The sequence below is a fragment of the Ruegeria sp. SAZD011 genome (assembly GCF_059612545.1).
In genome coordinates, this window is the sequence record NZ_JBXWQU010000029.1 from 150,376 (window position 1) to 176,544 (window position 26,169).

The window sequence follows — 26,169 nt, forward strand, 5'->3', positions numbered from 1 at the left end:
ACTACATATGCAAGGCCAAGCCCCAACACCAGATGGTCAGGTTGCCGATGCAGTGACCGGCAACTGGGTCGATATCCATGCCCCGGCCTGGTCGCGCCCCTATCTCAGGCTCAGCCGGGCCGATCGGCCCATCGGCACCTGGTTGTTGTTGATCCCCTGCTGGTGGGGGCTGATGCTGGCCATGCTTGACGGGCAGGATGCGCGCTGGGGCGATCTGTGGATCGCCGTCGGTTGCGGGATGGGCGCGTTCCTGATGCGGGGCGCGGGCTGTACCTGGAACGACATCACCGACCGAGAGTTCGACGGGCGGGTCGAGCGCACGCGCTCGCGCCCGATCCCCTCGGGGCAGGTGAGCGTGCGGATGGCGGCAGTCTGGATGGTGGCGCAGGCGCTGTTGGCACTGATGATCCTGCTGACGTTCAACCGGGCGGCCATTGCCATGGGCGTGCTGTCGCTGTTGCCGGTGGCGGTCTATCCCTATGCGAAACGCTTCACCTGGTGGCCGCAGGTCTTTCTGGGGCTGGCGTTCAACTGGGGTGCGCTGCTGGCCTGGACGGCGCATTCCGGCTCGCTGGGCTGGGGCGCGGTGTTCCTCTATCTGGCGGGTATTGCCTGGACTCTGTTCTACGACACGATCTATGCCCATCAGGATACCGAGGACGACGCGCTGATCGGGGTCAAGTCGACCGCCCGGCTGTTTGGCGACCAGACGCCGCGATGGATGGCCTATTTCCTGGTCGCAACCGTCAGCCTGATGGGGATCGCGGTGATCGAGGCAGCGCTGCCCGATGCCTCGATCCTGGCGCTGGTTCTGGCGCTGGCGGGGCCTTGGGCAATGGGCTGGCATATGGCGTGGCAGCTGCGCGGACTGGACCTGAACGACAATGGCAAACTGTTGCAGCTGTTCCGGGTCAATCGCGACACCGGCCTGATTCCGCTCATCTTCTTTCTGGTTGCACTGCTCGCATGATTGCACCCCCGACCCTTGAGGGTTAAGAACTCTGCCAAAGACCGGAGAGACACGACCTGCTCATGCGACTTCCCCTGACCCTCGTGGTCGCGCTGACCTTTGTTCTGGCTGCGGCGCTGTGCGGTGTCGCCGCCAGTTTTGCGGTGTCCGCTGTCGAGGAAAGCTCGGAAATCGCCGTGCGCCGAGCCTTGGACCTCAACGGGCACGACTGGGCCGAGGTCGAGGCCGACGGATTGCAGGTCAAGCTGACCGGCATGGCGCCCGACGAGGCGACGCGGTTCAACGCGCTGTCGGTGGTCGGAGGCGAGGTTGACGCCTCGCGCGTGATCGACCTGATGCAGGTGCGACCGTCAGCGGGCCTGGCGGCTCCGAAATTCTCCATCGAAATCCTGCGCAATGATTCCGGTGTCTCGATCATCGGGCTGGTGCCTGCCTCGATGAATAGGCAGGCGTTGCTGAATGCGCTCAAGCGGCTGGCCGACGGGCAGCAGGTCGCCGACCTCTTGGAGACCGCAAGTTATCCGGTGCCCGATGGCTGGCAGGATGCGTTGGACTATGCCGTGGTCGCTCTGGGTATGTTGCCGCGCTCGAAGATCTCGGTCAGCGCCGGGCGGGTCACGGTACGCGCCATCTCGGACAGCGGTGCCGACAAGAAACGGCTGGAACAGGCGCTGAACCGTGCCGCGCCGCCTTCGCTGCGGATCGGCCTTGATATCGCGGCACCGCGTCCGGTGCTGACGCCGTTTACCCTGCGGTTCCTGATCGACGAGGAGGGTGCCCGCTTCGATGCCTGCGCCGCCGACACCGAGGCTGCCCGCGACCGTATCCTGACCGCCGCCCGCAATGCCGGGATGCAGGGCAATGCTTCGTGCACCATCGGGATGGGCGTACCGTCGCCCCGCTGGGCCAAGGCGGCCGAGTTGAGCCTTGCCGCACTGGCCGAACTGGGCCGGGGCACGGTGACCATCGCGGATGCCGACATCACGCTGGTCGTTGCGCAGGGCACCGACCCAGCCCTGTTCGACCGGGTCGTCGGAGAGTTGGAAACCGGTCTGCCCGATGTCTTTGCCCTGCATGCGGTCCTGCCCGAACCCGAAACCAAGAAGTCTGCCGGCCCGCCCGAGTTCACCGCCACGCTCAGCCCCGAAGGTCTGGTGCAGCTGCGCGGGCGCCTTGGTAGCGACTATGCCCGCGACATGGTGGACAGCTATGCCAAGGCGGCATTCGGGGCAACAGCGGTCTATACCGCCGCGCGGATCGTTCCCGATCTTCCGGTGGACTGGCCTGTCCGGGTGCTGGCTGGGCTCGAGGCGCTGGCAACCTTGAAGAACGGTGCGCTGGTCGTGACACCCGATCAGGTGATGCTTCGGGGTACCACTCATGTGGAAGAGGCCAGTGCCGAGATTGCCCGGCTGCTGGCCGACAAGCTGGGTGAGAACCAGAATTTCGATCTGGAGATCACCTACGAAGAACCGCCAGAGCCCGAGGAAACCAGCCTTGACCCGGACCGGTGCGAAGCGTTGCTGGCCGAGGTGCAAGCAAACGACAAGATCGCCTTCGAGCCGGGTTCCGCCACCGTTGCGGCCAGTGCTTCCGGCACCATGGACAGGATCGCGGACCTGCTGCAAAGCTGCGGCCCGATCCGTCTGGAAATCCAGGGCCACACCGACAGCCAGGGCCGCGAAGAAATGAACCAGCAGCTCAGCCAGGCCCGCGCCCAATCGGTTCTGAACGAGTTGCGGGCCCGCCGGGTGCTGACCGCAAGCTATGCCGCCGTCGGCTATGGCGAAAGCCAGCCGATCGCCGACAATGGTACCGAAGCGGGGCGCGAAGCCAACCGCCGTATCGAGTTCCACCTGATCCGACCGGAAACGGTGGACGATCACACGACCGCGCTGGAGCAGGTCGAGGCAGAACAATCCGCTGACGCGGAGGCTGAACAGGGTACCACCGGGGCCGCCGGGGAGGATCAGTAAGTGGACAGAACCAATTTCATCATCGCAACCGCCATCATCCTGTTTGTGGCCTTTTCCATGGGATGGTTCGCGAACTGGCTGGTGCACCGGTTCACCCGCGTCCGGCAAAGCGATGTGGCCGATCTGGACCGGATGAGCCAGGAGCTGCACGAGGCCGAGGAGGCCCGCGATCAGGCAATCACCTATCTGCAACAGCGCGAGGCGGAACTGACCAACCAGCTGACCCAGACCGAGGCGGAACTGGCCGCCGCGATGGACGGGTTGCGCGCGGCCCGGCAAGAGGCCGAAGAACTGCGCCATCATCGCGGCTGAGCCATCGGCGCGAGGCACCTACCACCGGGTCAGGGCGTCTTCGTCTTCGTCCTTGGCAGCGACCCAGCCTGCGCCAGTCCCGGTGATTTCCTTTTTCCAGAACGGCGCACGGGATTTCAGATAATCCATCAGGTATTCGGCGGCCTCGAACGCATCCTTGCGATGGGGTGCGGCGGTGGCGACCATCATGATCCGGTCGCCGGGCGCCAGCTGCCCATAACGGTGGATCACCAGCACATCGCCCAGCGACCAGCGCTCTTGCGCCTCTGATGCGATCCTGGTCAGCGCCTTTTCGGTCATGCCCGGATAATGCTCGATCTCCATCACATCCAGATCGCCCTGCGCCAGATCGCGCACCACGCCGGTAAAGGTCACGATGGCGCCCATGCCGGTATCGGCGGCGGCAAAGGCGTTGGCCTCGGCACCCAGATCGAAAGGCTCTTGTTGCACCAGCACCCGCATCGGGATCAGCCCCCGGTCATCGGCGGAAAGAAGGCCACCTCGCGCACGCCGCTGAGCGATGCGTCGAAATCGGCCAGATCCTGATCCAGCGCCACCCGCAGGGCGCTGAGATCGGCGAATGCCGCCTCGTAACGCGGCTCGCGCGCGCGCAACTCCTCGACCAGTTGCGCCACGGTCTCGGCCCCGGTTTCGACCCGCTCGCGCGGCACACCGATCCGCTCGCGGACCCAGGCGAAATAGAGAACATCCATCAGCGCGTCTCCCTCAGGTGCGGCATGGCTTTACGTAGGTAGTCAAAGCCCGTGATCAATGTCAGCGCCGCCGCGATCCACAACAGCCACAGGCCCACGCGTCCGGACCAGATCATGCCATCCAGCTTCCAACGCAGGCCGTGCAGGTCCTCGACCTCGCCCGCCATGATCTGATCGACGATCCCCTGATCCATGCCGAACGAGGACATCACCAGATAGTGTTCGAAAATGCCCTGACTGAACAGCACCGCAATGGCGATCATCTGGGCGGTGGTCTTCCATTTGGCCAGCTTGGTGACCTTGAGCGTGCCGGCCACATCGCCGAGATATTCGCGCAGGCCCGAGACAAAGACCTCGCGGAACAGGATCACCGTGGCAGGCAGCACCAGCCATGGCGTCCAGTGTTCGGTGGAATAGCCCACAAGGATCATCAACGCGATCACCACCATCGCCTTGTCGGCGATCGGGTCCATCATCGCACCCATCTTGGTTTCCTGTTTCCAGGCCCTTGCAAGATAGCCGTCAAACCAGTCGGTGACCGCCGCTGAGACGAACAGGATCAGCGCGAACCAGTCAGCATAGGGCCGTGTGAAATAGAGAAACATGACGGCCAGGCCGGGCGCGGCAAGCAGGCGCAGCAGGGTCAGGATATTGGGCAGGTTCCACTTCATGCGCCGGGTTTATCCTGCCCTGAGCGAATGGGAAAGAGGACAGAAGTACCGCATCTCTCAGACAACCGCGCGCAACTGTTCGATCAGGCGATAGCGCAGGCCAAAGGCGCGGTCGCTGGTTGGGTCCGCCTCGGATGCCATCCACGCCACAACGAGGTCGCGGGCTGGATCGGCAAAGAGGTATTGACCGTGGATGCCCATGCCATGAATCAGCGGTTTGGCTCCGGGGTGGACATACCATTTGCTGCGATAGACCATGTCATATTCCGGGAAACGGTCGGCGAAATCACCGGTTGCCCAGGCCTCGGGATCACCCTGCGTGGCGATATCGTCGAGCCAGTCGGCGGGTATCACCTGGCGCCCATCCGCGCGCGCGCCGCCCTGGCAGATCAACTGCCCCACCCGCGCCAGATCGCGGGCGGTGACGCACATGCCACCCGCCGCGCGCGGTCCACCAATGCGGTCGACAGTGATATAGGCCGCCTGCTCGGCGCCCATGGGCCGCCACAGATGTTCGGACATCAGGTCGGCATAACGCAGCCCCGCCGCCCGTTCGATCACCCAGGCCAGCAGGTCGGTCACCGGCGAGACATAGTGAAACCGCCCGCCATGCGGACCGTCACGCTCGGTCAGCATCTGCTGGAACCCGCGCAGGTCGGGCACCGTGTCACCCGGCTCGACCACGTTCCAGTTCGCCGCCTTGCGATAGGCGATGATCGGGCCGGTGGTGGCGGTGTAATCCTCGGAGAATGCGACCCCCACCCGCATGTCGAGCGCCTGGCGCACCGTCGCGCCGGCATAGGCGGTTCCTGCCAGTTCGGGAACATAATCGGTGATCGCCGCGTTCAGGTCCAAGAGCCCCTTGTCCGCCAGAATCCCGGCCAGAAGGCCCAGCATGGATTTTGAGACCGACATCAGGATATGCGGATCATCGGCCCCCATGCCGTTGCGATAGACCTCGTGGACCACGCGGCCTCGATGCAGCACAACCAGCGCATCGGAGCAGGTAGGGGCTAGGATATCGTTCAGCATATCCTCGGAAAGCAGCGGCGCGCCCTGCTCCAGCGCCCACACGTCGCCCGGCGCTTTGGCGATCTGGGCCGAGGGCACGATCTCGCGCACATGATGGAACGCCCAGGCCGAATAGGGCCGGGTGCGCCAGTTCGCCAATGTGGCGCGGTCACCCTCGGCTGGCGGAAACCCCTGCATCACTGTCATCGAAACATCCTCCCCGCGTCAGCCAAGCGCAGGGCAAGGCAAATGGCAAGTCAGCTTTCGTGGAAGAAGTCGTAGATTTTCTGCGCCAGACCCTCGGAGACACCTTCGACCGCGGTCAGGTCGGCCAGATCGGCGCGGCTCACCGCCTTGGCGCTGCCGAAATGCGCCAGCAGTGCGCGTTTGCGGGCGGCGCCGACGCCGGGGATATCGTCGAGCGGAGTTGCGCTGACCGCCTTTGCCCGCTTGGCGCGATGGGTGCCGATGGCAAACCGGTGCGCCTCATCCCGGAGCCGCTGGATGAAATACAGCACCGGGTCGTTGCGTTTCAGGGCAAAGGGGCGCTGGCCGATGCGGTGGAACTCTTCCTTGCCGTGGTCGCGGTCGATGCCCTTGGCGACGCCGACCATCGCAATATCCTCGACCCCGTGCGCCACCATGATTTCTTGCACCGCGCTGACCTGACCGGCGCCGCCGTCGATCAGCAACAGATCGGGCCACAGCCCCTTGTCGCGGTCCGGGTCCTCTTTCAGCAGCCTTGTAAACCGCCGGGTCAGAACCTCTTTCATCATGCCGAAATCGTCGCCCGGCGTCAGGTCGTCGCCCCGGATGTTGAACTTGCGGTACTGGTTCTTCATCAGCCCCTCAGGCCCGGCCACGATCATGCCGCCGACCGCGTTGGTGCCCTGGATATGGCTGTTGTCATAGACCTCGATCCGCTTTGGCGGTCCGTCCAGGTCGAACGCCTCGGCCAGGCCGCGCAGCAGCTTGGCCTGGGTCGCGCTTTCCGACATGCGCCGGGCCAGCGACTCGCGCGCGTTGCGCAGCGCGCCCGAGACCAGTTCGGCCTTTTCGCCGCGCTGGGGCACCAGCAGTTCAACCTTGCGCCCGGCCTTCTCGCTCAGTGCCTCGGTCATCAGGTCTGCATTCTCGATCGCGTCCGACAGGATCAGCTGCCGGGGCGGTTCCTTTTTGTCATAGAACTGGCCCAGGAACGCCTCCATCACCTCGGCCGCCGAAACATCCTCGCCCACGCGAGGATAGAAATCGCGGTTACCCCAGTTCTGGTTGGCGCGGATGAAAAAGACCTGCACGCAGGCCTGGCCGTTTTCGAGATGCAGCGCCACCACATCCGCCTCGGCCACGCCGCGCGGGTTGATGCCCTGTGCGCCCTGCACCGTGGTCAAGGCCCGGATCCGGTCGCGCAGGGCGGCGGCGCGCTCGAACTCCATCGCCTCGGAGGCGGCCATCATCTGTTGGGCCAATTCCTCCTGCACCCGTGTCGAGCGGCCCGAGAGGAACCGTTCGGCATCCTTGACGCTGGCGGCATAGTCGACCTCGGATATCAGCCCCACGCAGGGTCCCGAACACCGCTTGATCTGATAGAGCAGGCAGGGCCGGGTGCGGCTGTCGAACACCGCGTCGGTGCAGTTGCGCAGCAGGAACGCCTTTTGCAGCTGGTTCAGGGTGCGGTTGACCGCGCCGGCGCTGGCGAAGGGGCCGAAATAGGTGCCTTTCTCCTTCTTCGCGCCCCGATGCTTCTTGATCTGGGCAAAGGGATGGTCCTTGGCCACCAGGATATTGGGAAAGCTTTTGTCATCCCTGAGCAGCACGTTGTATTTCGGCTTGAGCTGCTTGATCAGGTTCTGTTCCAGCAGCAGCGCCTCGGTCTCGGTGCGCGTGGTCAGGAACATCATCGAGGCGGTCTCGCGGATCATCCGCTCGATCCTCGGACTATGGCCTGGGCGGGCATAGTTCGACACCCGCGCGCGCAGGTTGCGCGCCTTGCCGACATAAAGCACCCGCGCCTGTGCATCGAGCATCCGGTAGACACCGGGCGCGCCGGTCAGACTGCGAAGATAGTCCTGGATACAGGCATATCCGGTGACCGGGGAATCAGGTTGTGACGGGTTCGTGTCTTGCATGGGACCGAGATATGATTCTCTGGACCCGGCTGCAATCTTGTGGCGTCCGTTTCAAGAGGAAACAAATCCACGGATTATGTGGATAAGTCTGAAGACAAGTTTGCGACACATTGGAATTTCCCTTGTTTCGCGGGCGGTTTTCCGGATTGCCTAAAAAATAGGCACCATCATAATTGCTTGATTCCAAATGAAACTTTTTCAGATGCGCTGCAAGTAAATGAAAACAAAGGTCTTTTTGTAACGCTTTCGTAACGTCAACAAAGCCGGTGCAAAACTTGCAGCCTGAACCCCTATTCAACCCCCAGAACATCAGGCGTGCGCCAACCCAGATGCTGACCACCATCGACGCAAAGCAGCTGTCCGGTGACTGCGGGCGCATCGAGGAAATACCCCAAAGCAGCGGTGATATCCTCCGGGTTGGCGCCCCGTCCGGAGATGGTACGCGCGCGCTGGTTTGAAAAATGCTCGGGCGACTGGCGGTGCCCCTTCAACGTTGGTCCGGGGCCGATCGCATTGACGCGGATCGCCGGTGTCAACGCTTGCGCGCTGGTTTGGGTCAGGGTCCACAGTGCGGCCTTGGCCAGAGTATAGGTCATGAATTCCGGCGTCAGCTTGCGCACGCGCATGTCGATCATGTTGACGATCAACCCGGTCGCCATCGGCTCGCCGTTTTCGTCCGAGATCGCTTCCAGCCCCTGCGCCGCCATCGCCTGGGAAAGCACGAAGGGCGCGCGCAGGTTGCTTTCCATATGCCGGTCCCAGCTTTGCCGGCTGGCACTGCTCAGGCTGTCGTACTCAAAGATCGAGGCATTGTTGACAAGACAGGTGACCGGGGCACCCAGTGCCTCTGCCGCGCGGGGCAGCAGGGATTGCATCTGGTCCTCGTCCAGCAGATCCGCTTGAAGCGCCAAGGCACGCTGACCCAAACGGCGGATACGTTCCACGACCTCGGCCGCTTCGCTTTCGGAACGGGCATAGTGCACCGCCACATCATGTCCACGCCCGGCCAGATAAAGCGCCATGGCTCGGCCCAGACGATGACCTGCCCCGGTAACAAGCGCCAATGCCATGTCAGCACCTCCGTGTTGCGCGTCGCCTAGAGCAGGACGACAACGATATAGACGATGTAGATGCCCGTCAGGAACACACCCCAGGTGCGGGTGATGTCCAGCTTGAAGAACACGAACGGGATCAGCAGCAGCGAGGATGCGAGCATCACCCAGAGATCGAACCTCAGGAATTCGGGATCGACCGGGATGGGGCCAAACAGCGTGGCAACGCCGATGATGGCCAGCAGGTTGAACATGTTCGACCCGATCACATTGCCCAGCGCCACATCCGCCTGACGTCTGAGCGCCGCCATAACGGTGGTGGCCAGTTCGGGCAACGAGGTGCCCACGGCCACCAGTGTCAGGCCGATCACGGTTTCGCTGACCCCGTAGGTGCGCGCGATGATCGAGGCATTGTCGACCAGCAGATGCGCCCCCATCGGCAGCCCGATCAGCCCCAGCAGCAGATAGATGCCGATGCGCCACCAGGGCATGTCGGGGTCGGCCTCTTCCAGCACCTCCAGATCGTCATCGGCACAGGGGTCGCCGCAGGCCTTGCGATGGGCATGCGCCTCGCGAAAGGCATTGGCCAGCATCAATCCCAGACCGGCCAGCAGGATCAGACCGCTGGTGGCGGTAAAGGTGCCGCAAAAGGCCAGACCGATGAAAAGGACCGAGGCAAGGATCATCAGCACATAGTTGCGACGGCTGTCGCATTCGCTGGTGTGCAGCGTCGCCAGCAGCGCGGGAACCCCCAGAACCAGCAGGATGTTGGCGGTGTTCGAACCGACCACATTGCCCAGTGCGATGCCCGGCGCATGCTCCAGCACCGCCTTGATCGAGATCAGCAGCTCCGGTGCCGAGGTACCGAAGGCCACGATCGTCAGGCTGACGATCAGCGCGGGCACGCCCAGCCGCAGGCTGAGATTGACCGCGCCCCGTACCAGCGCGTCCCCGGCCAGAAGCAGGATGACCAGCCCCAGCGCCGATAGGATCCATGGCATCATGCGCGGCCTCCATGTCCACAGGCACAGGGGCCCTTGCCGATCCTGTAGCGCCCGCACCGCGGACATTTTGCCGATTTTAACCGGGACGCGCCCGGAAACCGCAAACGTCCGAACATGGCGAGAACCATCATGCCAACCAGGAAAAGGGCGACGATCTTTGTCAGCATGTCAGAGACCGAAACGCGCAAAGGCCGCGCGCTCCTCGATACCGGCAAGGGCGTCCTCGGCCAGATGCACGCCGAAGCGCGACCAGAACGGGCGGCGGATACCATAGCGGCGGAACCGCACCTTGTCGCCGAACCGTTCCTGCATCTTGGGTTTCAGATGGGCGATACCGTCGATCAGCCCCAGATCGCGGGCCCTTGCACCCAGCCAGACCTCGCCGGTGAACAGGTCTTCGGTGGCATCCAGCCGGTCGCCGCGACGTTCTTTGACATGGGTGATGAAGTTCTGGTGGATGTCGCCCAGCAATCCCTTGAGCCGGGTCACGTCCTCTTTCTTTTCCGGGCTGAACGGGTCGAGCATGGATTTCGACTTGCCCGCCGTGTGTACCCGACGCTCGAACCCCTGCCGTGCCAGGAACACATGCGCGCCGAAGCTGGCCGAGATCACCCCGATCGAACCCAGAACCGAGCTGTCATCGGCCCAAATCTCGTCAGCAGCGCAGGCCAGCCAATACCCGCCCGAGGCGGCCACATCCTCGACAAAGGCATAAACCGGCACCTCATGCTCGGTCGCAAGACGCCGGATGCGCGCACCGATCAACGAGCTTTGTACCGGCGACCCGCCGGGCGAATTGATTTCCAGCGCAACGGCCGCAGGCTTGCCCTTGCGAAAGGCGCGCTCCAGCATGGGGGCAAGCGTGGTGTCGTTCAACGCCCCGCGCCCGGCGAGGCCAATCGCACCGGACAGGCGAACCACGGCCACCAGAGGCGGCTTTTTCTTAAACGGAAGGGCGAGTGTCATGGCAGCCGATGTAGAGCGCGCCCTGCCGACAAACAAGACGCGCGGCATGACAGATACGCGACGGCAACATATTTCCCACAGCGAACGGGCAAATTTGCAACGTGCTCCTCCTCTTAACTGCGAATGCGCCAGCCGGTCCGGAAGATCCACCAGATCACTGCCAAGCAAAGCCCCGTGAACCCGGCAATCGCCAACAGGCTCAACCCAACGGGCACATCGGCCAGCCCGTAGAACGACCAGCGAAACCCCGAGATCAGATAGACCACCGGGTTGAACAGGGTCACCGTTTGCCAGACCGGCGGTAGCATCGAGATGCTGTAAAACGTACCGCCCAGAAAGATCAGCGGCGTCACCACCAGCTGCGGCACCAGCGACATCTGTTCGAAATTGCTGGCCCAGATGCCGACGATGAAGCCAAGCAGCGAGAAGCTGAGACAGGTCAGCACAAGAAAGGCCGCCATGGCAAAGGGATGCTCGATCCTGAGCTCGACAAAGAAGCTGGCGGTCACCAGGATCACCAGCCCCACAAACAGCGCCTTGGTCGCCGCCGCGCCGACATAACCTATGACGATCTCGATGAAATTGACCGGCGCCGAGAGCAGTTCATAGACTGTACCGAGGAATTTCGGGAAGTAGATCCCGAAAGAGGCGTTCGAGATCGACAGCATCACCACCGACAGCATGATCAGCCCGGGCACGATGAAAGCGCCATAAGAGACACCTTCGATTTCCTGGATGCGGCTGCCGATGGCCGTGCCGAACACCACGAAATAGAGCGAGGTGCTGAGCACCGGCGAAATGAAACTCTGCGCCAGGGTGCGAAAGAACCGGGCCATTTCGAACCGATATATGGCGGCAATGGCGGCCCAGTTCATTGTGTCTCTCCCTTGACGAGGGTGACGAAGATCTCTTCCAGGCTCGATTGGCGGGTCACCACGTCGCGCAGCACCAGACCGGCCTCGGCCACGTCGTTCAAGAGCGTGGTGATCCCGGTCCGGTCGGCATGGGTGTCGTAGCTATAGATCAGAACATCCCCCGCCGCGCCCAGCGACAGGTTGTGACGGGCGAGGCTGGCCGGGATCGTGGAAATCGGTCGGGTCAGCAGCACGTCCAGCTGTTTGCGCCCCATCCGCGCCATCAGCTTGGCCTTGTCCTCGACCAGCAGCAGCTCGCCCTTGTTGATGACGCCGATGCGGTCGGCGATGGCCTCGGCCTCTTCGATGTAATGGGTGGTCAGGATGATGGTGACACCGGCGGCCTTCAACTCGGCCACGATTTCCCACATGTCCTTGCGCAGTTCCACATCGACCCCGGCGGTGGGTTCGTCCAGGAACAGCACGCGCGGGTCATGCGCCAGCGCCTTGGCGATCAGCACCCGGCGTTTCATCCCGCCCGAGAGTTCCTTGATGGCGTTGCGGCGCTTGTCCCAGAGGGACAGCTTGCGCAGCACCTCCTCGATGCGGCCATCATTTGCGCGCTTGCCGAACAGCCCGCGCGAAAAACGGACGGTGTTCATCACCTTTTCAAAGGGTTCCAGCGCGATTTCCTGCGGCACCAACCCGATCATCTGCCGGGCGGCACGGAACTCCTCCTGAATATCGTGCCCGCCCACGGTGACGCTGCCCGATGTCGGCGTGGTGATGCCGCAGATGGTCGAGATCAGCGTGGTTTTTCCGGCGCCATTGGGGCCGAGCAGCGCCAGAATCTCACCCTCGCGAATGTCGAGCGAAACGCCCTTGAGCGCCTCGAACCCGTCGGCATAGGATTTCCGCAAGTCCCGGATCGAAAGAATGGTCGTCATGTATTGGTCCCGTTCTGGCCGGAACCCTACAATCTGCCGCAGCAAGGGAACAGAGCGAATATGCAGCCCCGCTCAGCCGCGCCCGAACCAGGTTTTGCGGGGCGGGGCGGCCTCTTTGGCCCCTTGCGGGCCCTCCTCGGCCTCGGCCGTGAACTGCGCTTGCAGGTTGTCAAAGAACTGGTCCGCCATCTTGCGGGCGAACCCGTCGAGGATCCGGTTGCCAAGCTGGGCCAGCTTGCCGCCCACCCGCGCCTCGGCCCGGTAGGACAGCAGCGTTCCGCCCGTATCACTGGGGGCAAGCCGGACCTCGGCGCCGCCCTTGGCAAAGCCCGCCGCGCCGCCCTTGCCCTCACCTGTCAGGGTCAGCCCCGCGCCCGGCACCAGATCCGAGAGGGTGACGGTGCCGCGGAACGTCGCCTTCACCGGCCCGACCTTTTGCACCACCACCGCCTCGAAACCGCCATCGGCGGTGCCGGTCACCTCTTGCGCGCCGGGCACGCAGGCGCACAGGACCGCGGGGTCGAGAAGCGCGCTAAAAACCGTTGCGGGGTCGGCCGCGATCGTGCGGGTGTCGTGCAGGTGCATGGGGTGCCTCCGTTCTGCGTGCCGGACTTGTGCTAACGCCCGGCCCGGCATGCGGCAACCACAGGGGCTATCGAAAATGGGCATGGCACACCGGCCAAACCGTGATAGCCAGAGACAGGGCGCGGGCGCCCGGACAGGATCCACGATATGACCGAGACCGCACAACACCGGCCAGGTGCCGGAATTGCCTTTATCATGGCCGGAATGCTTGCCATTTCGCTCAACGACATGCTGGTCAAGCAGTTGTCGGGCGCCTATCCGTTGCACCAGATCGTCTTTACCCGCTCGGCGGTGGGGATCGTGCTGTCGCTTGGGCTGGTCTGGATTGAGGGTGGCTTGCGCATCCTGAAAACGCGACATCCCTTCCTGCACGCCCTGCGCGGCCTGCTGGTCGTGATCTCGAACATGAGCTTTTTCGCCGCGCTGGCGGTGGCGCCTCTGGCGGATGTGACGGCGCTGTTCTTTGCGGCGCCGCTGTTCATCACGCTTCTGTCGGTGCCAATCCTCAAGGAGCGTGTCGGCCCGATGCGGCTGGGCGCGGTGCTGGTCGGCTTTTCGGGCGTGATCCTGATGCAGCGGCCGTGGCAGGGAGCTGAAAGCCTGGAGGCAAGCCGGCTTGTCCTGCTGCTCCCGGTTCTGTCTGCCCTGACTTATGCGCTGCTGCAACTGATGACGCGCAAGCTGGGCGTCAGCAGCAAGGCCTCGGCCCTGTCGGTCTATATCCAGCTGATGTTCATCCTGGTGGGCGCATTGTTCTATCTGGTCGCGGGCGATGGTCGGTTCGTCGACGAAAGCTCGGACCCCAGCCTGATCTTTCTGCTGCGCGCCTGGACATGGCCCAGCGGACAGGACTGGCTGTTCCTGACCGGTCTGGGTTTCAACTCGGCCATCATCGGCTATTGCCTGGCGCAAGCCTATCGCCAGGCCGACGCGGCAACGGTGGCGCCCTTCGAATATGTCGGATTGCCGCTGGCGGTTTTCTGGGGCTGGATGATCTGGGGCGATCTGCCGGATTGGGAGGTCTGGGCCGGAATGGCGCTGATAGCAGGTTCAGGCCTGTTCGTGTTCCTGCGCGAACAACGCCAGCGCCGAACAGGCGTAAGGTCGGGCAGCCGCGCCGGCAGGGTCTGAGCCTAGCGGTTCCGCTTGGGGATCGCCTCGTTCGCGGTCCAGTCCCAGGTGCCCTGGTCGCGCTCGTCCACCGCCTGTTTCCAGCCCACCGCCTCGGCCCGTTCCTTGAAATGGATGCCTTCGGGGCTGTGCCGGGTGATGCCGTCGAAAATCGTCGCCAGCCGCTGGGTCTGCATCAGCCCGGTCTGCTCGATCGCCTGGTTGATCACCAGTTTCTGCATCGCCAGCTGGTTGATCGGCACCGTCGCCATGCGCGCGGCCAGTTCCTCGACCCGGTCATCCAGATGCTCCGCCGGCACTGCCTCCAGCACCAGCCCCATATCCGCCGCCTGACGCCCGCTGATCTTGTCGCCGGTGAACAGCATCCGCTTGGCCCGTTCGGCCCCCAGCCGATAGACCCACATCGCCGTGGTGGGACAGCCCCAGACCCGCGAGGGCATGTACCCGATCTGCGCATCCTCGGCCATGATCGTCATATCCGCACAGAGCGCGATATCCGACCCGCCCGCCACTGCGAAGCCGTGCACCTTGCACAGCACCGGCTTTACCGCCCGCCAAAGCGACATGAAATGCTGGGTATTGGCCCACATGAACCGGTAATCCTTGATCGGGTCCCAGGGCATCGGCTGGGTCACGTCACCCGCCCCGTTGCCCTCGGCGTAATAGGTCAGGTCATAGCCCGCGCAGAATGCGCGCCCCGCCCCCGACAGCACCATCACATGCACACCCGGATCGGCATCCGCCCGTGCCACTTCAGCGGCCAGCGCGCCGGGCAGCTCATCATTGATGGCGTTCATCACCTCGGGCCGGTTCAGCGTGATCCGGGCGATACGCCCGTCCTTTTCATAGGCAACAACGGACATGTCTTCCTCCCTGACTGCGCCCCAGCAGAGCATGTGAAACGGCGCGCACAAAACGCAACGCCACGTCATGCGTCACCGCCGCGCTTGATTTCGGAGCGCGGGGCCGGGAACCTGCCGCAAAGAGAAGGAGAGCATCATGCTGAACGGCATCCGCATCGTCGAGATCGAGGGGCTGGGCCCCGGACCCTTTGCCGCCATGCTGCTGGCGGATCTGGGCGCCGACGTGATCACCGTGCACCGCAAGGGTGGCGCGGTGACACCCGGTATGCCGGAACGCTCGCTTCTGGATCGCGGCAAGCGCTCCATCGCGCTCGACCTCAAGGATGCCGCCGACATCGCCACCGCCCGCGCCCTGATCGCGAGTGCCGATGCGCTGATCGAAGGCTTCCGTCCCGGCGTGATGGAGAAGCTTGGCCTTGGACCCGAGGACTGCCATGCGCTGAACCCGGCGCTGGTCTATGGCCGGATGACCGGCTGGGGCCAGGACGGGCCGCTGTCCCATGCCGCCGGGCATGACCTCAACTATATCTCGCTCTCAGGCGCGCTCTGGTATAGCTCGGCCCCCGGCGACGCGCCGCAGACGCCCGCCACGCTGGTGGGCGATATCGGCGGCGGCGCCATGTATCTGGTCACCGGCCTGCTGGCCGGCCTGCTGAACGCCCGCGCCACCGGGCAGGGCACCGTGGTCGATGCCGCGATCTATGACGGCTCGGCCCATATGATGAACCTGCTGATGAGTCTCGGCCAGACCGGCAGCCTGTCCGAGACGCGCGGCCGCAGCCTGCTCGACGGCCCGCATTGGAGCCGAACCTATACCTGCGCCGATGGTGGCCATGTCACCGTGCAATGCCTCGAGCCCAAGTTCTATGCGCTCTTCCTGGAGCGGCTCGGCCTGTCGGACGACCGCGAGTTCTCGCAGCAGTTCAACCCGAAGCTCTGGCCCGCGCTCACCACCCGCCTCGCGGCGCTCTTCGCCACAAAGCCGCGCGACCACTGGGCCGATCTCTTCCTCGGCACCGATGCCTGCGTCGCGCCCGTCCTCAGCCCCCAAGAGGCGCAGCACCAGCCAATGAACGCCGCCCGCCGCACCTGGGCCGAGATCGACGGCACGCTCCAGGCCGTCCCCGCGCCCCGTTTCAAAGACCGCGACTGGCAGCCGAAACCCAGTCCCGCGCGCGGGGAACACACGGCGGAGATCCTTGCAGAACTGGCCCAGCCCGGGACTCCCTGACCCGCCCCTTCATTTCGCCCAAAATACTCCGGGGAGCGCGAGGGGCAGCGCACCTCGCTCCTGCACTCACCCTTCGCGCACCGTGTCGATCATGAGTTGCACGTTCTCCGGGTCTGCATCCGGGGTGATGCCATGGCCCAGGTTAAAGATATGCGGCCCCTTGGAAAACGCCTCGACAATGCGCCGCGTCTCGTCCACCAGCGCCTGACCGCCGGTCACCATGTGGGACGAGGCCAGGTTGCCCTGCACGCAGCCATCCACCTGTACATGCGCCGCCGCCCAATCCGGCGTCACCGAATTGTCGAGCGCCACGCAATCCACGCCGGTGGCCTTGGCAAAGCCGACATAGCCCTCGCCGGCCTCGCGCGGGAAGCCGATCACCGGGATACCGGGATGGCGCTCTTTCAGCGCCTTTGTGATCTCGCGGCAGGGCTCCAGCGCATACTTGGTGAAGGCCTCGCCCTTCAGCGACCCGGCCCAGCTGTCGAAGATCTTGACCACCTCGGCGCCCGCTTCGATCTGGGCGCTCAGGTATTCGATGGTGGCCGCTGTCAGCCGTTCGATCAGCGCATCGAACAGCGCCGGATTGCCCTCGCGCAGCGCATGCGCCGGGCCCTGGTCCGGCGTGCCACGCCCGGCGATCATATAGGTGGCCACCGTCCAGGGCGCCCCGGCAAAGCCGATCAGCGCCGTCTCGGCAGGCAATTCGCGGGTCAGGATACGCACCGTCTCATAGATTGGCGCCAGCGTCTCGTGGATCGCCTCCACCGGCTTCAGCCGGTCGAAATCCGCCTGCGCCCCGATGGTCGACAGGCGCGGCCCCTCGCCAGTTTCGAACCACAGGTCGGCCCCCAGCGCCTGTGGTACCAGCAGGATGTCGGCAAACAGGATCGCCGCGTCGAACCCATAGCGGCGGATCGGTTGCAGCGTGACCTCGGCGGCCAGCTCGGGGTTATAGCACAGCGACAGGAAATCGCCCGCCTGCGCGCGGGTGGCGCGGTATTCAGGCAGGTACCGTCCGGCCTGCCGCATCATCCAGATCGGCGGGGTGTCCAGCACCTCGCCCGCCAGCACCCGCAGCAGTTTCTTTGTCTCGGCCATATCCGCCCCCATCCTTCACTTTGCGCCACGGGTCTGCGTTCGGCGGCAATTTGTCAAGCGCAGCCCCCATTGTCAGGGCAATGTGACGCGACTATTGCTGGCGTCCATGAAAATCGCACTTCCCTCTCCCGTATCGCCGCTGAAGATCGGCACCCGTGGCTCTCCGCTGGCGCTGGCGCAGGCGTATGAGACCCGCCGCCGCCTGGCCGCCGCATTCGACCTGCCCGAGGACGCATTCGAGATCGTGGTGATCTCGACCACCGGCGACAACCGCGCGATGATCGAGGCGGACCGCCCGCTGAAAGAGATCGGCAACAAGGGTCTCTTCACCAAGGAGATCGAAGAGGCGATGCTGCGCGGCGATATCGACATCGCGGTGCATTCGACCAAGGACATGCCGGTGGAACAGCCCGCAGGCCTGGTGCTCGACACCTTCCTGCCGCGCGAGGATGTGCGCGACGCTTTCATCTCGCCCAGCCATTCGGCAATCCGCGACCTGCCGCAGGGCGCCGTGGTCGGCACCTCGTCTCTGCGCCGCAAGGCGCAACTGCTCAATCGCCGGCCCGACCTCAAGGTTGTCGAGTTCCGGGGCAACGTGCAGACCCGCCTGCGCAAGCTCTCCGAAGGTGTCGCCGAATGCACCTTCCTGGCCATGGCCGGTATCCGGCGGCTGAACATGGCCGAGGTGCCAGCCACAGCGATCTCGCCTGATGACATGCTGCCCGCCATCGCGCAGGGTGCGATCGGGATCGAGCGGCGCCAGGATGATACCCGCGCCGCCGACATGCTGGCCGCCATCCACCATGCCGAGACCGATCAGCGGCTGGCCGCCGAGCGCGCGCTGCTGGCGGCTCTGGACGGCTCCTGCGAAACCCCCATCGCCGGTCTGGCCGAGCTGGACGGCACCACTCTGCGTCTGCGCGGCGAGGTGCTACGCCCCGACGGGTCCGAGGCGATCGCGCTCGACCGCAGCGGCGACGTGGCCGACGGCCCGGCGCTTGCTACCCAGATGGCGCGCGACCTGCTGGCCCAGGCTGGGCCGGGCTTTTTCGACTGGCGCGGCTGACCATCCGCGCGGCCTTTCCCGCTTTGTCTTCACCGGTTCCCCGGGCATAGTAGGCGGGGCGCATTCCTGCGCCCGTCCGGAGACCCCGCATGGACCGCCGCCTGACCACCATCCTCGCCGCCGACCTGTCGGGCTACTCGCGCCTGATGGCTGCGGACGAGGAAGGCACGGTCATCCGCCTGCGCCGCCTCTTCGACGAGACGATCCAGCCCGACCTGTCCCGCGAGGGCGGGCGGTTGATCAAGACCATGGGCGACGGCATGCTGGTCGAGTTCGCCTCTCCCGTCGCCGCCCTGCGGTCGGCCGTCGCCATCCTGCAAAGGGTGGCGCGCGACCAGGCCGAAACCGCCCCCGACACCCGGATGTTGTTCCGGGTCGGTATCCACCTGGGCGACGTGATCAGCGATGGCGACGATATCCTGGGCGACGCGGTCAATATCGCCGCCCGGCTGGAAAGCCTGGCCACCCCCGGCGGCATCTGCATCTCCCGCAGTGTCCATGACCAGGTGCGCGGCAAGGTCGCCGCCGAGCTGATCGCGCTGGGGCCGCAGCCGGTCAAGAACATTCCCGACCCGGTCGAGGTCTGGCGGGTGGGCGCAGAGGGTATCGCCTGCGCCGCGGACAAACCCCTGGTGCGCACCGAGCTGCCCGCCGTTGTCATCCTGCCCTTTGACAACATGTCGGCCGACCCGGAACAGGATTTCCTGGCCGACGGCATCGTCGAGGACGTGACCACCGAACTCAGCCGGTTCCGCACCCTGACCGTGATCGCCCGCAACTCGGCCTTTGCCTACAAGGGCAGCCACAAGGACGTGCGCCAGATCGCCGAGGAACTGGGCGTGCGTTATGTGGTCGAGGGTTCCGTTCGACGCGCAGGCGACCGGCTGCGTGCCACCGCGCAGCTGATCGATGCCCGGACCGGCGCCCATGTCTGGGCTGAACGCTGGGACCGGACCATGGCCGATCTGTTCGACCTGCAAGATGAACTGACCGCCGCCATCGTGTCCGGGGTGGAGCCGGAATTGGGCGCGCACGAACGTAATCTGGCGCGCCGCAAACCCACCGACAGCCTGACCGCCTGGGAGATGTGCCAAAAGGGTTATTCCGAATTCACCCGCTACACCGACGAGGGTTATTCGCAGGCACACGCTTTCTACACCCGCGCCATTGCCGCCGATCCGGATTTCGCCTTGCCGCACGCGCTGCTGGCGCGCCTCGCCTGGGTGAAGGTCATTACCGGGCGGTCGCGTGACCCGGCCGCCGAAATCTCGACTGGGCTAGACCATGCTGCGCAAGCCATCGAGCGCGACGATCGCCTTGAAATCGGTTATGTCGCGCTGGGCGTCCTGCTGGCCATAACCGGGCGGGAACAGGATGCCGCCGACGCGCTGGACAAGGCCGAGGCGCTCAATCCCAACAACGCGGTGCTGCATTTCGGTCGCTGCCACGCCTGCCTGTTCATGCAAAGGCTCGATTGCGACCGGCTGGAACGGGCCGCCCGCACCGCACTGCGCCTGAACCCCAAGGACCCGATGGCCTGGGGCTTCTGGTTCCAGCTTGGCAATGCCTTCACCTTTCGCAACACCGACGCCGCCGATCCCGAGGCGCTGGCCGCCTATGAGACCGCCTGCCGGTTTCCCAATGCGGACTACTTCGTCTTCATGGCCACCGCGCTGAAACACGCCAAGCTTGGCAACCGGGACAAGGCTGCGCATTACCTTGCTCAAGCACGCGAAAGATACCCGGCCCTGACGGCTGAATTCTGGCGCCGCGCCTTCCGCTTTCCGATCTGGGCGCGCTGGGTTGCGGCTGACGAAGCCAATCTCCAGATCCTGATCGATCTTGGCCTGCCCCCAGAATGACGTGGCGCTCTGTTTGACAGGCCCGTCCCAGACCTGAGACCCTTTCCGCCATGGAGGACCACGCATGACACCGGGAAAGGCCTATCTCAACACCGAGGAAATCCGTCCGCTGGCGGAACGGTCTGACGCCATGGGTCTTTGGCTGGTCGCCCATTGCTGGGGCACTATCGCGCTGGCGGTGGCGCTGTTTGCGCTCTGGCCCAATCCGCTGACCTTTGTGCTGGCGGTGATCGTGATCGGCTCGCGCCAGCTGGGTCTTGCCATCCTGATGCACGAGGCGGCGCATAACGCGCTCTTCCGCAACCGGCGGCTCAACGATTTGGTGGGCGAATGGCTCTGTGGCCGTCCGATCCTGGCGGAACTGGCGGCCTATCGCCATTACCACCTGACCCACCATCGCTTTACCCAGACCGACAAGGACCCCGACCTTGTCCTGTCGTCGAAATTCCCCACCTCGCATGCTTCGATGAAACGGAAATTCGCGCGCGACCTGACCGGGCGTACCGGGATCAAGCAGCTGACCGGTCAGATCCTGATGTCCTTCCGCCTTGCTGGCGATGACGAGGCGATCAAGGCTGCGGCGTCCGATTTCGCGCAAAGCTTCAAGGCGCCGCAACTGTGGAAATCGCTGCCGGTCTTCCTTGGCGTGGCCCTGTTGATCAGCCTTGTCGGCGACTGGTGGTGGGGGCTGGCCTTCTGGCTGCTGCCCTATCTCACCTGGTTCCAGTTCGTCCTGCGCATCCGCAACATCGCCGAACACGGCGCCACCGAACAATCCGAGGATCCGTTCCAGAACGTGCGTACCACCTATGCCGGCCCGATCGCGCGCCTGCTGGTGGCGCCCTATTGGGTGAACTACCACCTCGAACACCACATGATCATGCATGTGCCCTGCTACAATCTGCCCCGGATGCACGCGCTTTTGCTCGACAAGGGGCTGGGTGGCCGGATGAAAACCGCCTCCAGCTATGGCGTCGCCTTGCAAGAGGCCGGATGGCGCAGCGCCTGATCCGCGCCGCCATCATTGGCGCAAGCGGCGAATCTCGCTATCTTGAACCCGCCAACTCATTGTCGCGCAGGAGTAATATCATGACATGGCGCAGGACAGGCTGGACCCTCCTCACCGCGGCGTTGCTGCTGCCCGGGATGGCGATGGGGTTTCAAGCCTTCAACCGGTTCGAAGTCTATCCCGTCAGCAAGGGGGTGTTCGAAGTGGTCAACCGGCATGGTTCCGCGCCCAAGGATTTCTGGTGCGGCGCGGGTGATTACGCCATCCGCGTGCTGCGTACCAGCGCGACCCAGCGCATCTACTTGTGGCAGGCGGTGGGACCGGCGGTTACGGTCAAGGGCCGCAAGGGCGTGCAGTTCTCCCTGCAACCACCCCAAGGCGCCGATACCAACCCGGGCTATTCGATCAGCGTCAAAAAGGTCGGCGACAACATGACAGCGTCGATGGCACAGAACTATTGCTACGACCGGCTGACCGACGATTTCTGGCTCCGTCCCTGACAATGGATAAACCGGCCCGCCCCTTCACTTTGCCGAAAATACTCCGGGGGAGTCACCGCAGGTGACGGGGGCAGCGCCCCCTGAACCCGGTCAGATCCATTTCGCCAGCGGCGGCAGGCTCATCAGCACCGCGTTGGCGTCATGCCCGGTTTCCAGCCCGAATTTGGTGCCCCGGTCATAGACAAGGTTGTATTCGGCATAGAGCCCGCGATGCACCAGCTGCGCCTCCTTCTCGGCCTCATCGAACGGCTGCACCCGGCGGCGTTCGACCAGCGGCAGATAGGCGGGCAGGAAGGCGCGACCGATATCCTGCGTCAGCGCGAAATCCGCCTGCCAGTCACCGGTGCACAAATCATCCATGAATATACCGCCGACGCCGCGCGCCCGCTTGCGGTGCGGGATAAAGAAATACTCGTCCGCCCAGGCCTTTAGTCGGGGATAATGCTCGCTCCCATGCGGGTCCAGATGCGCCTTCTGCGTGGTGTGAAAATGCGCCGTGTCCTCGGCGTATTCGATACAGGGGTTCAGGTCCGAGCCGCCCCCGAACCACCAGGCATGCGGGGTCCAGAACATGCGCGTGTTCATATGCACCGCCGGCACATGCGGGTTCTGCATATGCGCCACCAGGCTGATGCCCGAAGCCCAGAAACGCGGATCGTCCGCCATGCCGGGAATGCCCTTGCGCGCGGCCATCGCCGCCTGCGCCCGCTCACCCAGCGTGCCGTAGACGGTTGAGATATTGACGCCGACCTTTTCAAACACCCGGCCGCCGCGCATCACGCTCATCAGCCCGCCGCCCGCGTCCGAACCATCGTCCGATTGCCGCGTGGTCTCGGCCACCTCGAACCGGCCCGGCGCCATCTCGCTGAACGGCCCCTGGGCATGGCTGTCCTCCAGCCCCTCGAATGCGGCAACGATCTGGTCACGCAGATCGCGGAACCAGGCGGAGGCGGTGGATTTCTCGGTCTCGAACATCTGGTCTTCCTTCAATGTGCGGGGGCGGCCACCGGGTCCAGCAGAGTGCGACCGCCATCGACTGTCAGGATCTGTCCGGTCATGAAGCTCGACGCATCCGAGGCCAGATATTGCGCGGTCAGCACCAATTCGTTCGCGGCGGCGACCCGGCCCAGCGGCGTGTGCCGCTCGATATCCTTGCGAAAGTCGCGGTTGTCCTTCAGCGCCACTTGCAGCGAGGCGCTCATCACCGAGCCGATGGCAATGGCATTGACCCGGATCCGCTGTGGCGCCAGTGCCACCGCCAAGGCGCGGGTCATCTGGTCCAGCGCGGCGGTCGAAACCGAATAGGCCAAGAGGTCGGGGTGAGTCCGCCGGGCGGCGACCGAGCTCAGGTTGATGATCGCGCCCGCCTGCCCCTCGCCGTTTTCTCCAGCCTGCTTGATCATCCGTTTTGCCACCGCCTGGCTAAGGCGATAGGCCGGGAACAGGTTCTGATTCAGGGCCACGCGCACCGAGTCGTCCTCGGAATCCAAGGGATCGGTCGGAATCACCTGCCGCGCACCGTTGACCAGAATGTCGATCTGGTCGAAAGCGTCTATCGTGGCGGATAGCAGGTTGGCGACTGTCAGCCGCTCGCGCAGGTCGCCGGCGAAATAGCGGATGTTGCCATCTTCGGCAAAATCGCCCAGCTGCTCCTCCAGCCCCTTTTCGTCCATGTCCGCGAACATGACATTGGCCCCGGCCGAGGCGAACTGGCGCGCGATGGCAAGGCCGATACCGTTGGCCGCGCCGGTTACGATGGCGGTCTTGCCTGCGATGGAAAAGGACATGAGCTTTCTCCTGACTTTGGGCGCAACTTAGCCGGGTTCAGCGCCGGGGGCGAGAGGCGTGGAAAACCTTGAACCGGTTGTCGCCCGCGACCTCGTCCACCTGCTGGAATCGTTCGTTCAGCGCCGCCTCGTAGGGCAGGTGCCGGTTGGCCACTATCCACAGCTGCCCCGACCCGGTCAGATTGCGCGCGGCCGCCGCGATGAAGCCCTGGCCAAGCGACGGTTCGGCGGCACGTCCGGTGTGAAACGGCGGGTTCATCACAACGCAATCCAGCCGCTCGGGTGCTTGCCAGCTCAGCACGTCGGCCCAATGAAAGCTGGCGCGCGGATCGTCGATATTGGCGCGTGCACAGGTCAGCGCGACATGGTCGGCCTCGACCAGATGCAGCGCACGCACCCCCTCGCGCGCCAGGATCCCCGCAGACAGATACCCCCAGCCCGCGCCCAGATCGGCGATCACCTTTCCGGGCTTCTTCGGCAGCGCGGCCAACAGCAGGGTAGAGGCCGGATCGACCCCATCGGCGGAAAACACGCCGGGCGCGGTGCGGAACCCCGCGACCCGCTGATCGCCGGGTGGGGTCCAGTCGGAAAAATCCACCGCATCGGCGCGGAACCAGAAGATCTTGCCATGCGCCTTGGACAGCGGCCCCTCGACCACGACCCGCTTGCGAATGTCTTTCAGCAGGCTGTCGATCCCGTCGGTCTTGGCGCCGTCAACAACCACCTGACCGGAGGCACGGCGGCAGGCCTCGGCCACCATCGCGCGCGCCAGCGCCTTGGCGCGCGGCAGGAATACCACCGCATCAGAACAGGGCGCATCCGACTGCGCCACGGTATGAAAGCCGCGCGCGGCGAAATGGTCGTGCCAGGGGCGATAAGGTTGCACCACCTCGGTATCGGGCGGCAGCGCCGACAGGTCGTGATCGGGCGTCGGACCCAGTACCGAAACAGGCGCGGTCAGGTTCAGCCCCGAGGCCAGCGCAAGCTCAAGACGCGAAGACATGTTCGGATATCCGTTCCGGGACCTTGCGGCGCAAATGGCGCGGCATCAGTCCTCTTTTTCCATGGTGCATTGCAGCGGGTGCTGATGGCGGCGGGCGAAATCCATCACCAGGCTGACCTTGGTCTCGGCGATCTCGTGGCTGAACACACCAACCACCGCGACCCCCTTCTTGTGTACGGTGAGCATGATCTCGAACGCCTGCGCGTGGTTCATGCCAAAGAAGCGTTCCAGCACATGCACGACAAATTCCATCGGGGTGTAGTCGTCGTTCAAGAGCAGCACCTTGTACAGCGGCGGGCGCTTGGTCCTGGGGCGCGTCTGCAACAGGACCGAGGCATCGTTGTCCTGGTCATGCTTGTCCGACATCATGTGCTGTTGTGCGGTCATGGGGTGCGCGTTTCCGATTCCGGGTTCGGTTTGGTCGCAAGCTTATATAACCTTAGCGCGGAAATGGAAAAGAGAAAGCAAACGCGACAGATGGCGCAGAATCTGACCACCGTGGGTTTCGACGCCGACGATACGCTCTGGCATAACGAGCGCTTCTTTCAGATGACACAGGACCATTTCGCGGGTCTGCTGGCCGATTTTGCCGAGGCCGACCACTTGATGGAGCGGCTGTTGGCCGCTGAAAAGCGCAACATCCGTCACTACGGCTATGGGGTAAAGGGATTCACCCTGTCGATGATCGAAACGGCAATTGAGGTGACCGAGGACCGGGTGCCCGCCGCCGTGATCCGGCAACTGATCGAGGCCGGACAAGAGATGCTGGCCCATCCGATCGAGTTGTTGCCCCATGCCCGCGCCGCGGTCGAGGCAGTGGCCGAAACCCACCGCGTGCTGCTGATCACCAAGGGTGATCTGATAGATCAGGAACGCAAGCTGGCGCAGTCAGGGCTGGGTGAGCTGTTCCACGGGGTCGAAATCGTCTCGGAAAAGACGGCCCAAACCTATCAGACCGTCTTTGCCCGCCATGGTGATGGGGCAGGGCGGGCGATGATGGTGGGCAACTCCATGCGGTCGGACGTTATCGCCCCGATCCAGGCCGGGGCCTGGGGCGTTTTTGTGCCACACGGGCTGGAATGGGAGATCGAGAAGGCCGATCCGCCGTCGGATCGGTCCCGGTTTCACAGCCTTCCAGACCTGGGTGCCCTGGCGGAGTTTGTGACGCAACTGGGCTGAGCCCAAACCGGGATCAGCGTGATCTGAGTCACGAAACCGTCGGGTTCGAATCGCGGCTTAAGGTGCCACAAAAATGCCATGATCGCCGGTGTTGGGGCAGGCAGGATAACCTCCACTAAATGTAGTTAATCAGAGAGGAGGAATTTCCGCCCAAGCGTGCAGCCAGCGGGTTTATTTCGGGAATCCACTGTGTTAGCCTTGCTGTAAGCAGAAAAACCGAGCCAGCCGGAAACCGGCGGCCTGAGGC

Annotated in this window: 27 protein-coding genes; 10 read left to right on the forward strand and 17 right to left on the reverse strand. The window is 64.3% G+C overall.

Translation table 11 applies throughout. From position 1 onward, the window contains the following. Window positions 1-7: 7 nt before the first annotated feature. The 3 genes from ubiA (at window position 8) to AC2FLM_RS15800 (ending at window position 3,258) form a co-directional block, all read left to right on the forward strand. The gene (gene ubiA, locus AC2FLM_RS15790) at window positions 8-970 is read left to right on the forward strand and encodes a 4-hydroxybenzoate octaprenyltransferase (RefSeq protein ID WP_496859085.1); all 963 of its coding nucleotides are present in this window, start codon (window positions 8-10) and stop codon (window positions 968-970) included. 62 nt (window positions 971-1,032) lie between these two features. Then, complete coding sequence (locus AC2FLM_RS15795; RefSeq protein WP_496859086.1) at window positions 1,033-2,946, forward strand: OmpA family protein; 1,914 nt, start codon at window positions 1,033-1,035, stop codon at window positions 2,944-2,946. Next, complete coding sequence (locus tag AC2FLM_RS15800) at window positions 2,947-3,258, forward strand: hypothetical protein (protein ID WP_234142427.1); 312 nt, start codon at window positions 2,947-2,949, stop codon at window positions 3,256-3,258. Window positions 3,259-3,276: 18 nt separating this feature from the next. Here AC2FLM_RS15800 and AC2FLM_RS15805 read toward each other — a convergent pair whose 3' ends face one another. The 11 genes from AC2FLM_RS15805 to AC2FLM_RS15855 all read right to left on the reverse strand — a co-directional run bounded on the left by AC2FLM_RS15805 (window position 3,277) and on the right by AC2FLM_RS15855 (window position 13,190). Further along, window positions 3,277-3,720, reverse strand: coding sequence for a molybdenum cofactor biosynthesis protein MoaE (locus AC2FLM_RS15805; RefSeq protein ID WP_496859087.1), 444 nt, complete (start codon window positions 3,718-3,720; stop codon window positions 3,277-3,279). Window positions 3,721-3,725: 5 nt separating this feature from the next. Continuing rightward, the gene (gene moaD, locus AC2FLM_RS15810) at window positions 3,726-3,971 is read right to left on the reverse strand and encodes a molybdopterin converting factor subunit 1 (RefSeq protein WP_234137169.1); all 246 of its coding nucleotides are present in this window, start codon (window positions 3,969-3,971) and stop codon (window positions 3,726-3,728) included. Beyond that, window positions 3,971-4,642 (reverse strand): CDP-diacylglycerol--glycerol-3-phosphate 3-phosphatidyltransferase, encoded by a 672-nt coding sequence (pgsA, locus tag AC2FLM_RS15815; RefSeq protein ID WP_496859088.1) that lies wholly within the window; start codon window positions 4,640-4,642, stop codon window positions 3,971-3,973. Before pgsA ends, moaD begins: the two co-directional genes overlap by 1 nt. A gap of 57 nt (window positions 4,643-4,699) precedes the next feature. Continuing rightward, window positions 4,700-5,860, reverse strand: coding sequence for a serine hydrolase domain-containing protein (locus AC2FLM_RS15820; protein WP_496859089.1), 1,161 nt, complete (start codon window positions 5,858-5,860; stop codon window positions 4,700-4,702). A gap of 50 nt (window positions 5,861-5,910) precedes the next feature. Next, complete coding sequence (gene uvrC, locus AC2FLM_RS15825) at window positions 5,911-7,782, reverse strand: excinuclease ABC subunit UvrC (protein ID WP_496859090.1); 1,872 nt, start codon at window positions 7,780-7,782, stop codon at window positions 5,911-5,913. Window positions 7,783-8,072: 290 nt separating this feature from the next. Further along, window positions 8,073-8,852: an SDR family oxidoreductase gene (locus AC2FLM_RS15830; RefSeq protein WP_496859091.1), complete on the reverse strand. Its 780-nt coding sequence runs from the start codon at window positions 8,850-8,852 to the stop codon at window positions 8,073-8,075. Window positions 8,853-8,878: 26 nt separating this feature from the next. Next, the gene (locus AC2FLM_RS15835; protein WP_234219927.1) at window positions 8,879-9,838 is read right to left on the reverse strand and encodes a calcium/sodium antiporter; all 960 of its coding nucleotides are present in this window, start codon (window positions 9,836-9,838) and stop codon (window positions 8,879-8,881) included. 168 nt (window positions 9,839-10,006) lie between these two features. Beyond that, window positions 10,007-10,804 (reverse strand): S49 family peptidase, encoded by a 798-nt coding sequence (locus tag AC2FLM_RS15840; RefSeq protein ID WP_234142435.1) that lies wholly within the window; start codon window positions 10,802-10,804, stop codon window positions 10,007-10,009. A 113-nt stretch (window positions 10,805-10,917) separates the two neighbouring features. Then, entirely contained in the window at window positions 10,918-11,679 is a 762-nt protein-coding gene (locus AC2FLM_RS15845) for an ABC transporter permease (RefSeq protein WP_496859092.1), read from the reverse strand. Then, window positions 11,676-12,605, reverse strand: a complete 930-nt coding sequence (locus tag AC2FLM_RS15850; RefSeq protein WP_234170699.1) for an ABC transporter ATP-binding protein — start codon at window positions 12,603-12,605, stop codon at window positions 11,676-11,678. The genes AC2FLM_RS15845 and AC2FLM_RS15850 overlap by 4 nt, the downstream gene beginning before the upstream one ends. A gap of 72 nt (window positions 12,606-12,677) precedes the next feature. Next, complete coding sequence (locus tag AC2FLM_RS15855; RefSeq protein WP_496859093.1) at window positions 12,678-13,190, reverse strand: SRPBCC family protein; 513 nt, start codon at window positions 13,188-13,190, stop codon at window positions 12,678-12,680. A 147-nt stretch (window positions 13,191-13,337) separates the two neighbouring features. Here AC2FLM_RS15855 and AC2FLM_RS15860 point away from each other — a divergent pair, with 147 nt between their 5' ends. After that, entirely contained in the window at window positions 13,338-14,321 is a 984-nt protein-coding gene (locus AC2FLM_RS15860) for a DMT family transporter (protein WP_496859094.1), read from the forward strand. Between the two features lie 2 nt (window positions 14,322-14,323). On the opposite strand, the gene AC2FLM_RS15865 is transcribed toward AC2FLM_RS15860, so the two are convergent. Continuing rightward, entirely contained in the window at window positions 14,324-15,253 is a 930-nt protein-coding gene (locus AC2FLM_RS15865; RefSeq protein ID WP_496859095.1) for a crotonase/enoyl-CoA hydratase family protein, read from the reverse strand. 67 nt (window positions 15,254-15,320) lie between these two features. Between AC2FLM_RS15865 and AC2FLM_RS15870 the strand changes: the two genes are divergently transcribed. Beyond that, window positions 15,321-16,415 carry a CaiB/BaiF CoA transferase family protein gene (locus tag AC2FLM_RS15870; RefSeq protein ID WP_496859096.1) on the forward strand — a complete coding sequence of 365 codons (1,095 nt, stop codon included), beginning with the start codon at window positions 15,321-15,323 and terminating at the stop codon, window positions 16,413-16,415. Between the two features lie 66 nt (window positions 16,416-16,481). On the opposite strand, the gene hemE is transcribed toward AC2FLM_RS15870, so the two are convergent. Beyond that, complete coding sequence (gene hemE / locus AC2FLM_RS15875; protein ID WP_496859097.1) at window positions 16,482-17,516, reverse strand: uroporphyrinogen decarboxylase; 1,035 nt, start codon at window positions 17,514-17,516, stop codon at window positions 16,482-16,484. 106 nt (window positions 17,517-17,622) lie between these two features. On the opposite strand from hemE, the gene hemC reads away from it, so the two are divergent. From hemC to AC2FLM_RS15895, 4 genes are all read left to right on the forward strand, one after another. Further along, window positions 17,623-18,582, forward strand: a complete 960-nt coding sequence (gene hemC, locus AC2FLM_RS15880) for a hydroxymethylbilane synthase (RefSeq protein ID WP_496859098.1) — start codon at window positions 17,623-17,625, stop codon at window positions 18,580-18,582. Between the two features lie 89 nt (window positions 18,583-18,671). Then, window positions 18,672-20,444: an adenylate/guanylate cyclase domain-containing protein gene (locus AC2FLM_RS15885; protein ID WP_234219935.1), complete on the forward strand. Its 1,773-nt coding sequence runs from the start codon at window positions 18,672-18,674 to the stop codon at window positions 20,442-20,444. Between the two features lie 64 nt (window positions 20,445-20,508). Continuing rightward, window positions 20,509-21,453, forward strand: coding sequence for a fatty acid desaturase family protein (locus AC2FLM_RS15890; RefSeq protein ID WP_496859099.1), 945 nt, complete (start codon window positions 20,509-20,511; stop codon window positions 21,451-21,453). Further along, on the forward strand, window positions 21,438-21,953 hold the full coding sequence (locus AC2FLM_RS15895; protein ID WP_496859100.1) for a hypothetical protein: 516 nt from the start codon (window positions 21,438-21,440) through the stop codon (window positions 21,951-21,953). Before AC2FLM_RS15890 ends, AC2FLM_RS15895 begins: the two co-directional genes overlap by 16 nt. Window positions 21,954-22,043: 90 nt before the next feature. Here AC2FLM_RS15895 and hemF read toward each other — a convergent pair whose 3' ends face one another. Genes hemF through clpS form a run of 4 tightly spaced genes read right to left on the reverse strand, consistent with a single transcriptional unit; the run spans window position 22,044 to window position 25,130 of the window. Next, complete coding sequence (gene hemF, locus AC2FLM_RS15900) at window positions 22,044-22,928, reverse strand: oxygen-dependent coproporphyrinogen oxidase (RefSeq protein ID WP_496859101.1); 885 nt, start codon at window positions 22,926-22,928, stop codon at window positions 22,044-22,046. Between the two features lie 11 nt (window positions 22,929-22,939). Continuing rightward, on the reverse strand, window positions 22,940-23,740 hold the full coding sequence (locus tag AC2FLM_RS15905; protein WP_234137150.1) for an SDR family NAD(P)-dependent oxidoreductase: 801 nt from the start codon (window positions 23,738-23,740) through the stop codon (window positions 22,940-22,942). Window positions 23,741-23,777: 37 nt separating this feature from the next. Next, window positions 23,778-24,743, reverse strand: a complete 966-nt coding sequence (locus tag AC2FLM_RS15910; protein WP_496859102.1) for a class I SAM-dependent methyltransferase — start codon at window positions 24,741-24,743, stop codon at window positions 23,778-23,780. Window positions 24,744-24,788: 45 nt separating this feature from the next. Beyond that, window positions 24,789-25,130 (reverse strand): ATP-dependent Clp protease adapter ClpS, encoded by a 342-nt coding sequence (gene clpS / locus AC2FLM_RS15915; RefSeq protein ID WP_234137148.1) that lies wholly within the window; start codon window positions 25,128-25,130, stop codon window positions 24,789-24,791. A 90-nt stretch (window positions 25,131-25,220) separates the two neighbouring features. Between clpS and AC2FLM_RS15920 the strand changes: the two genes are divergently transcribed. Continuing rightward, window positions 25,221-25,922, forward strand: coding sequence for an HAD family hydrolase (locus AC2FLM_RS15920; protein ID WP_496859103.1), 702 nt, complete (start codon window positions 25,221-25,223; stop codon window positions 25,920-25,922). Window positions 25,923-26,169 lie beyond the last annotated feature (247 nt).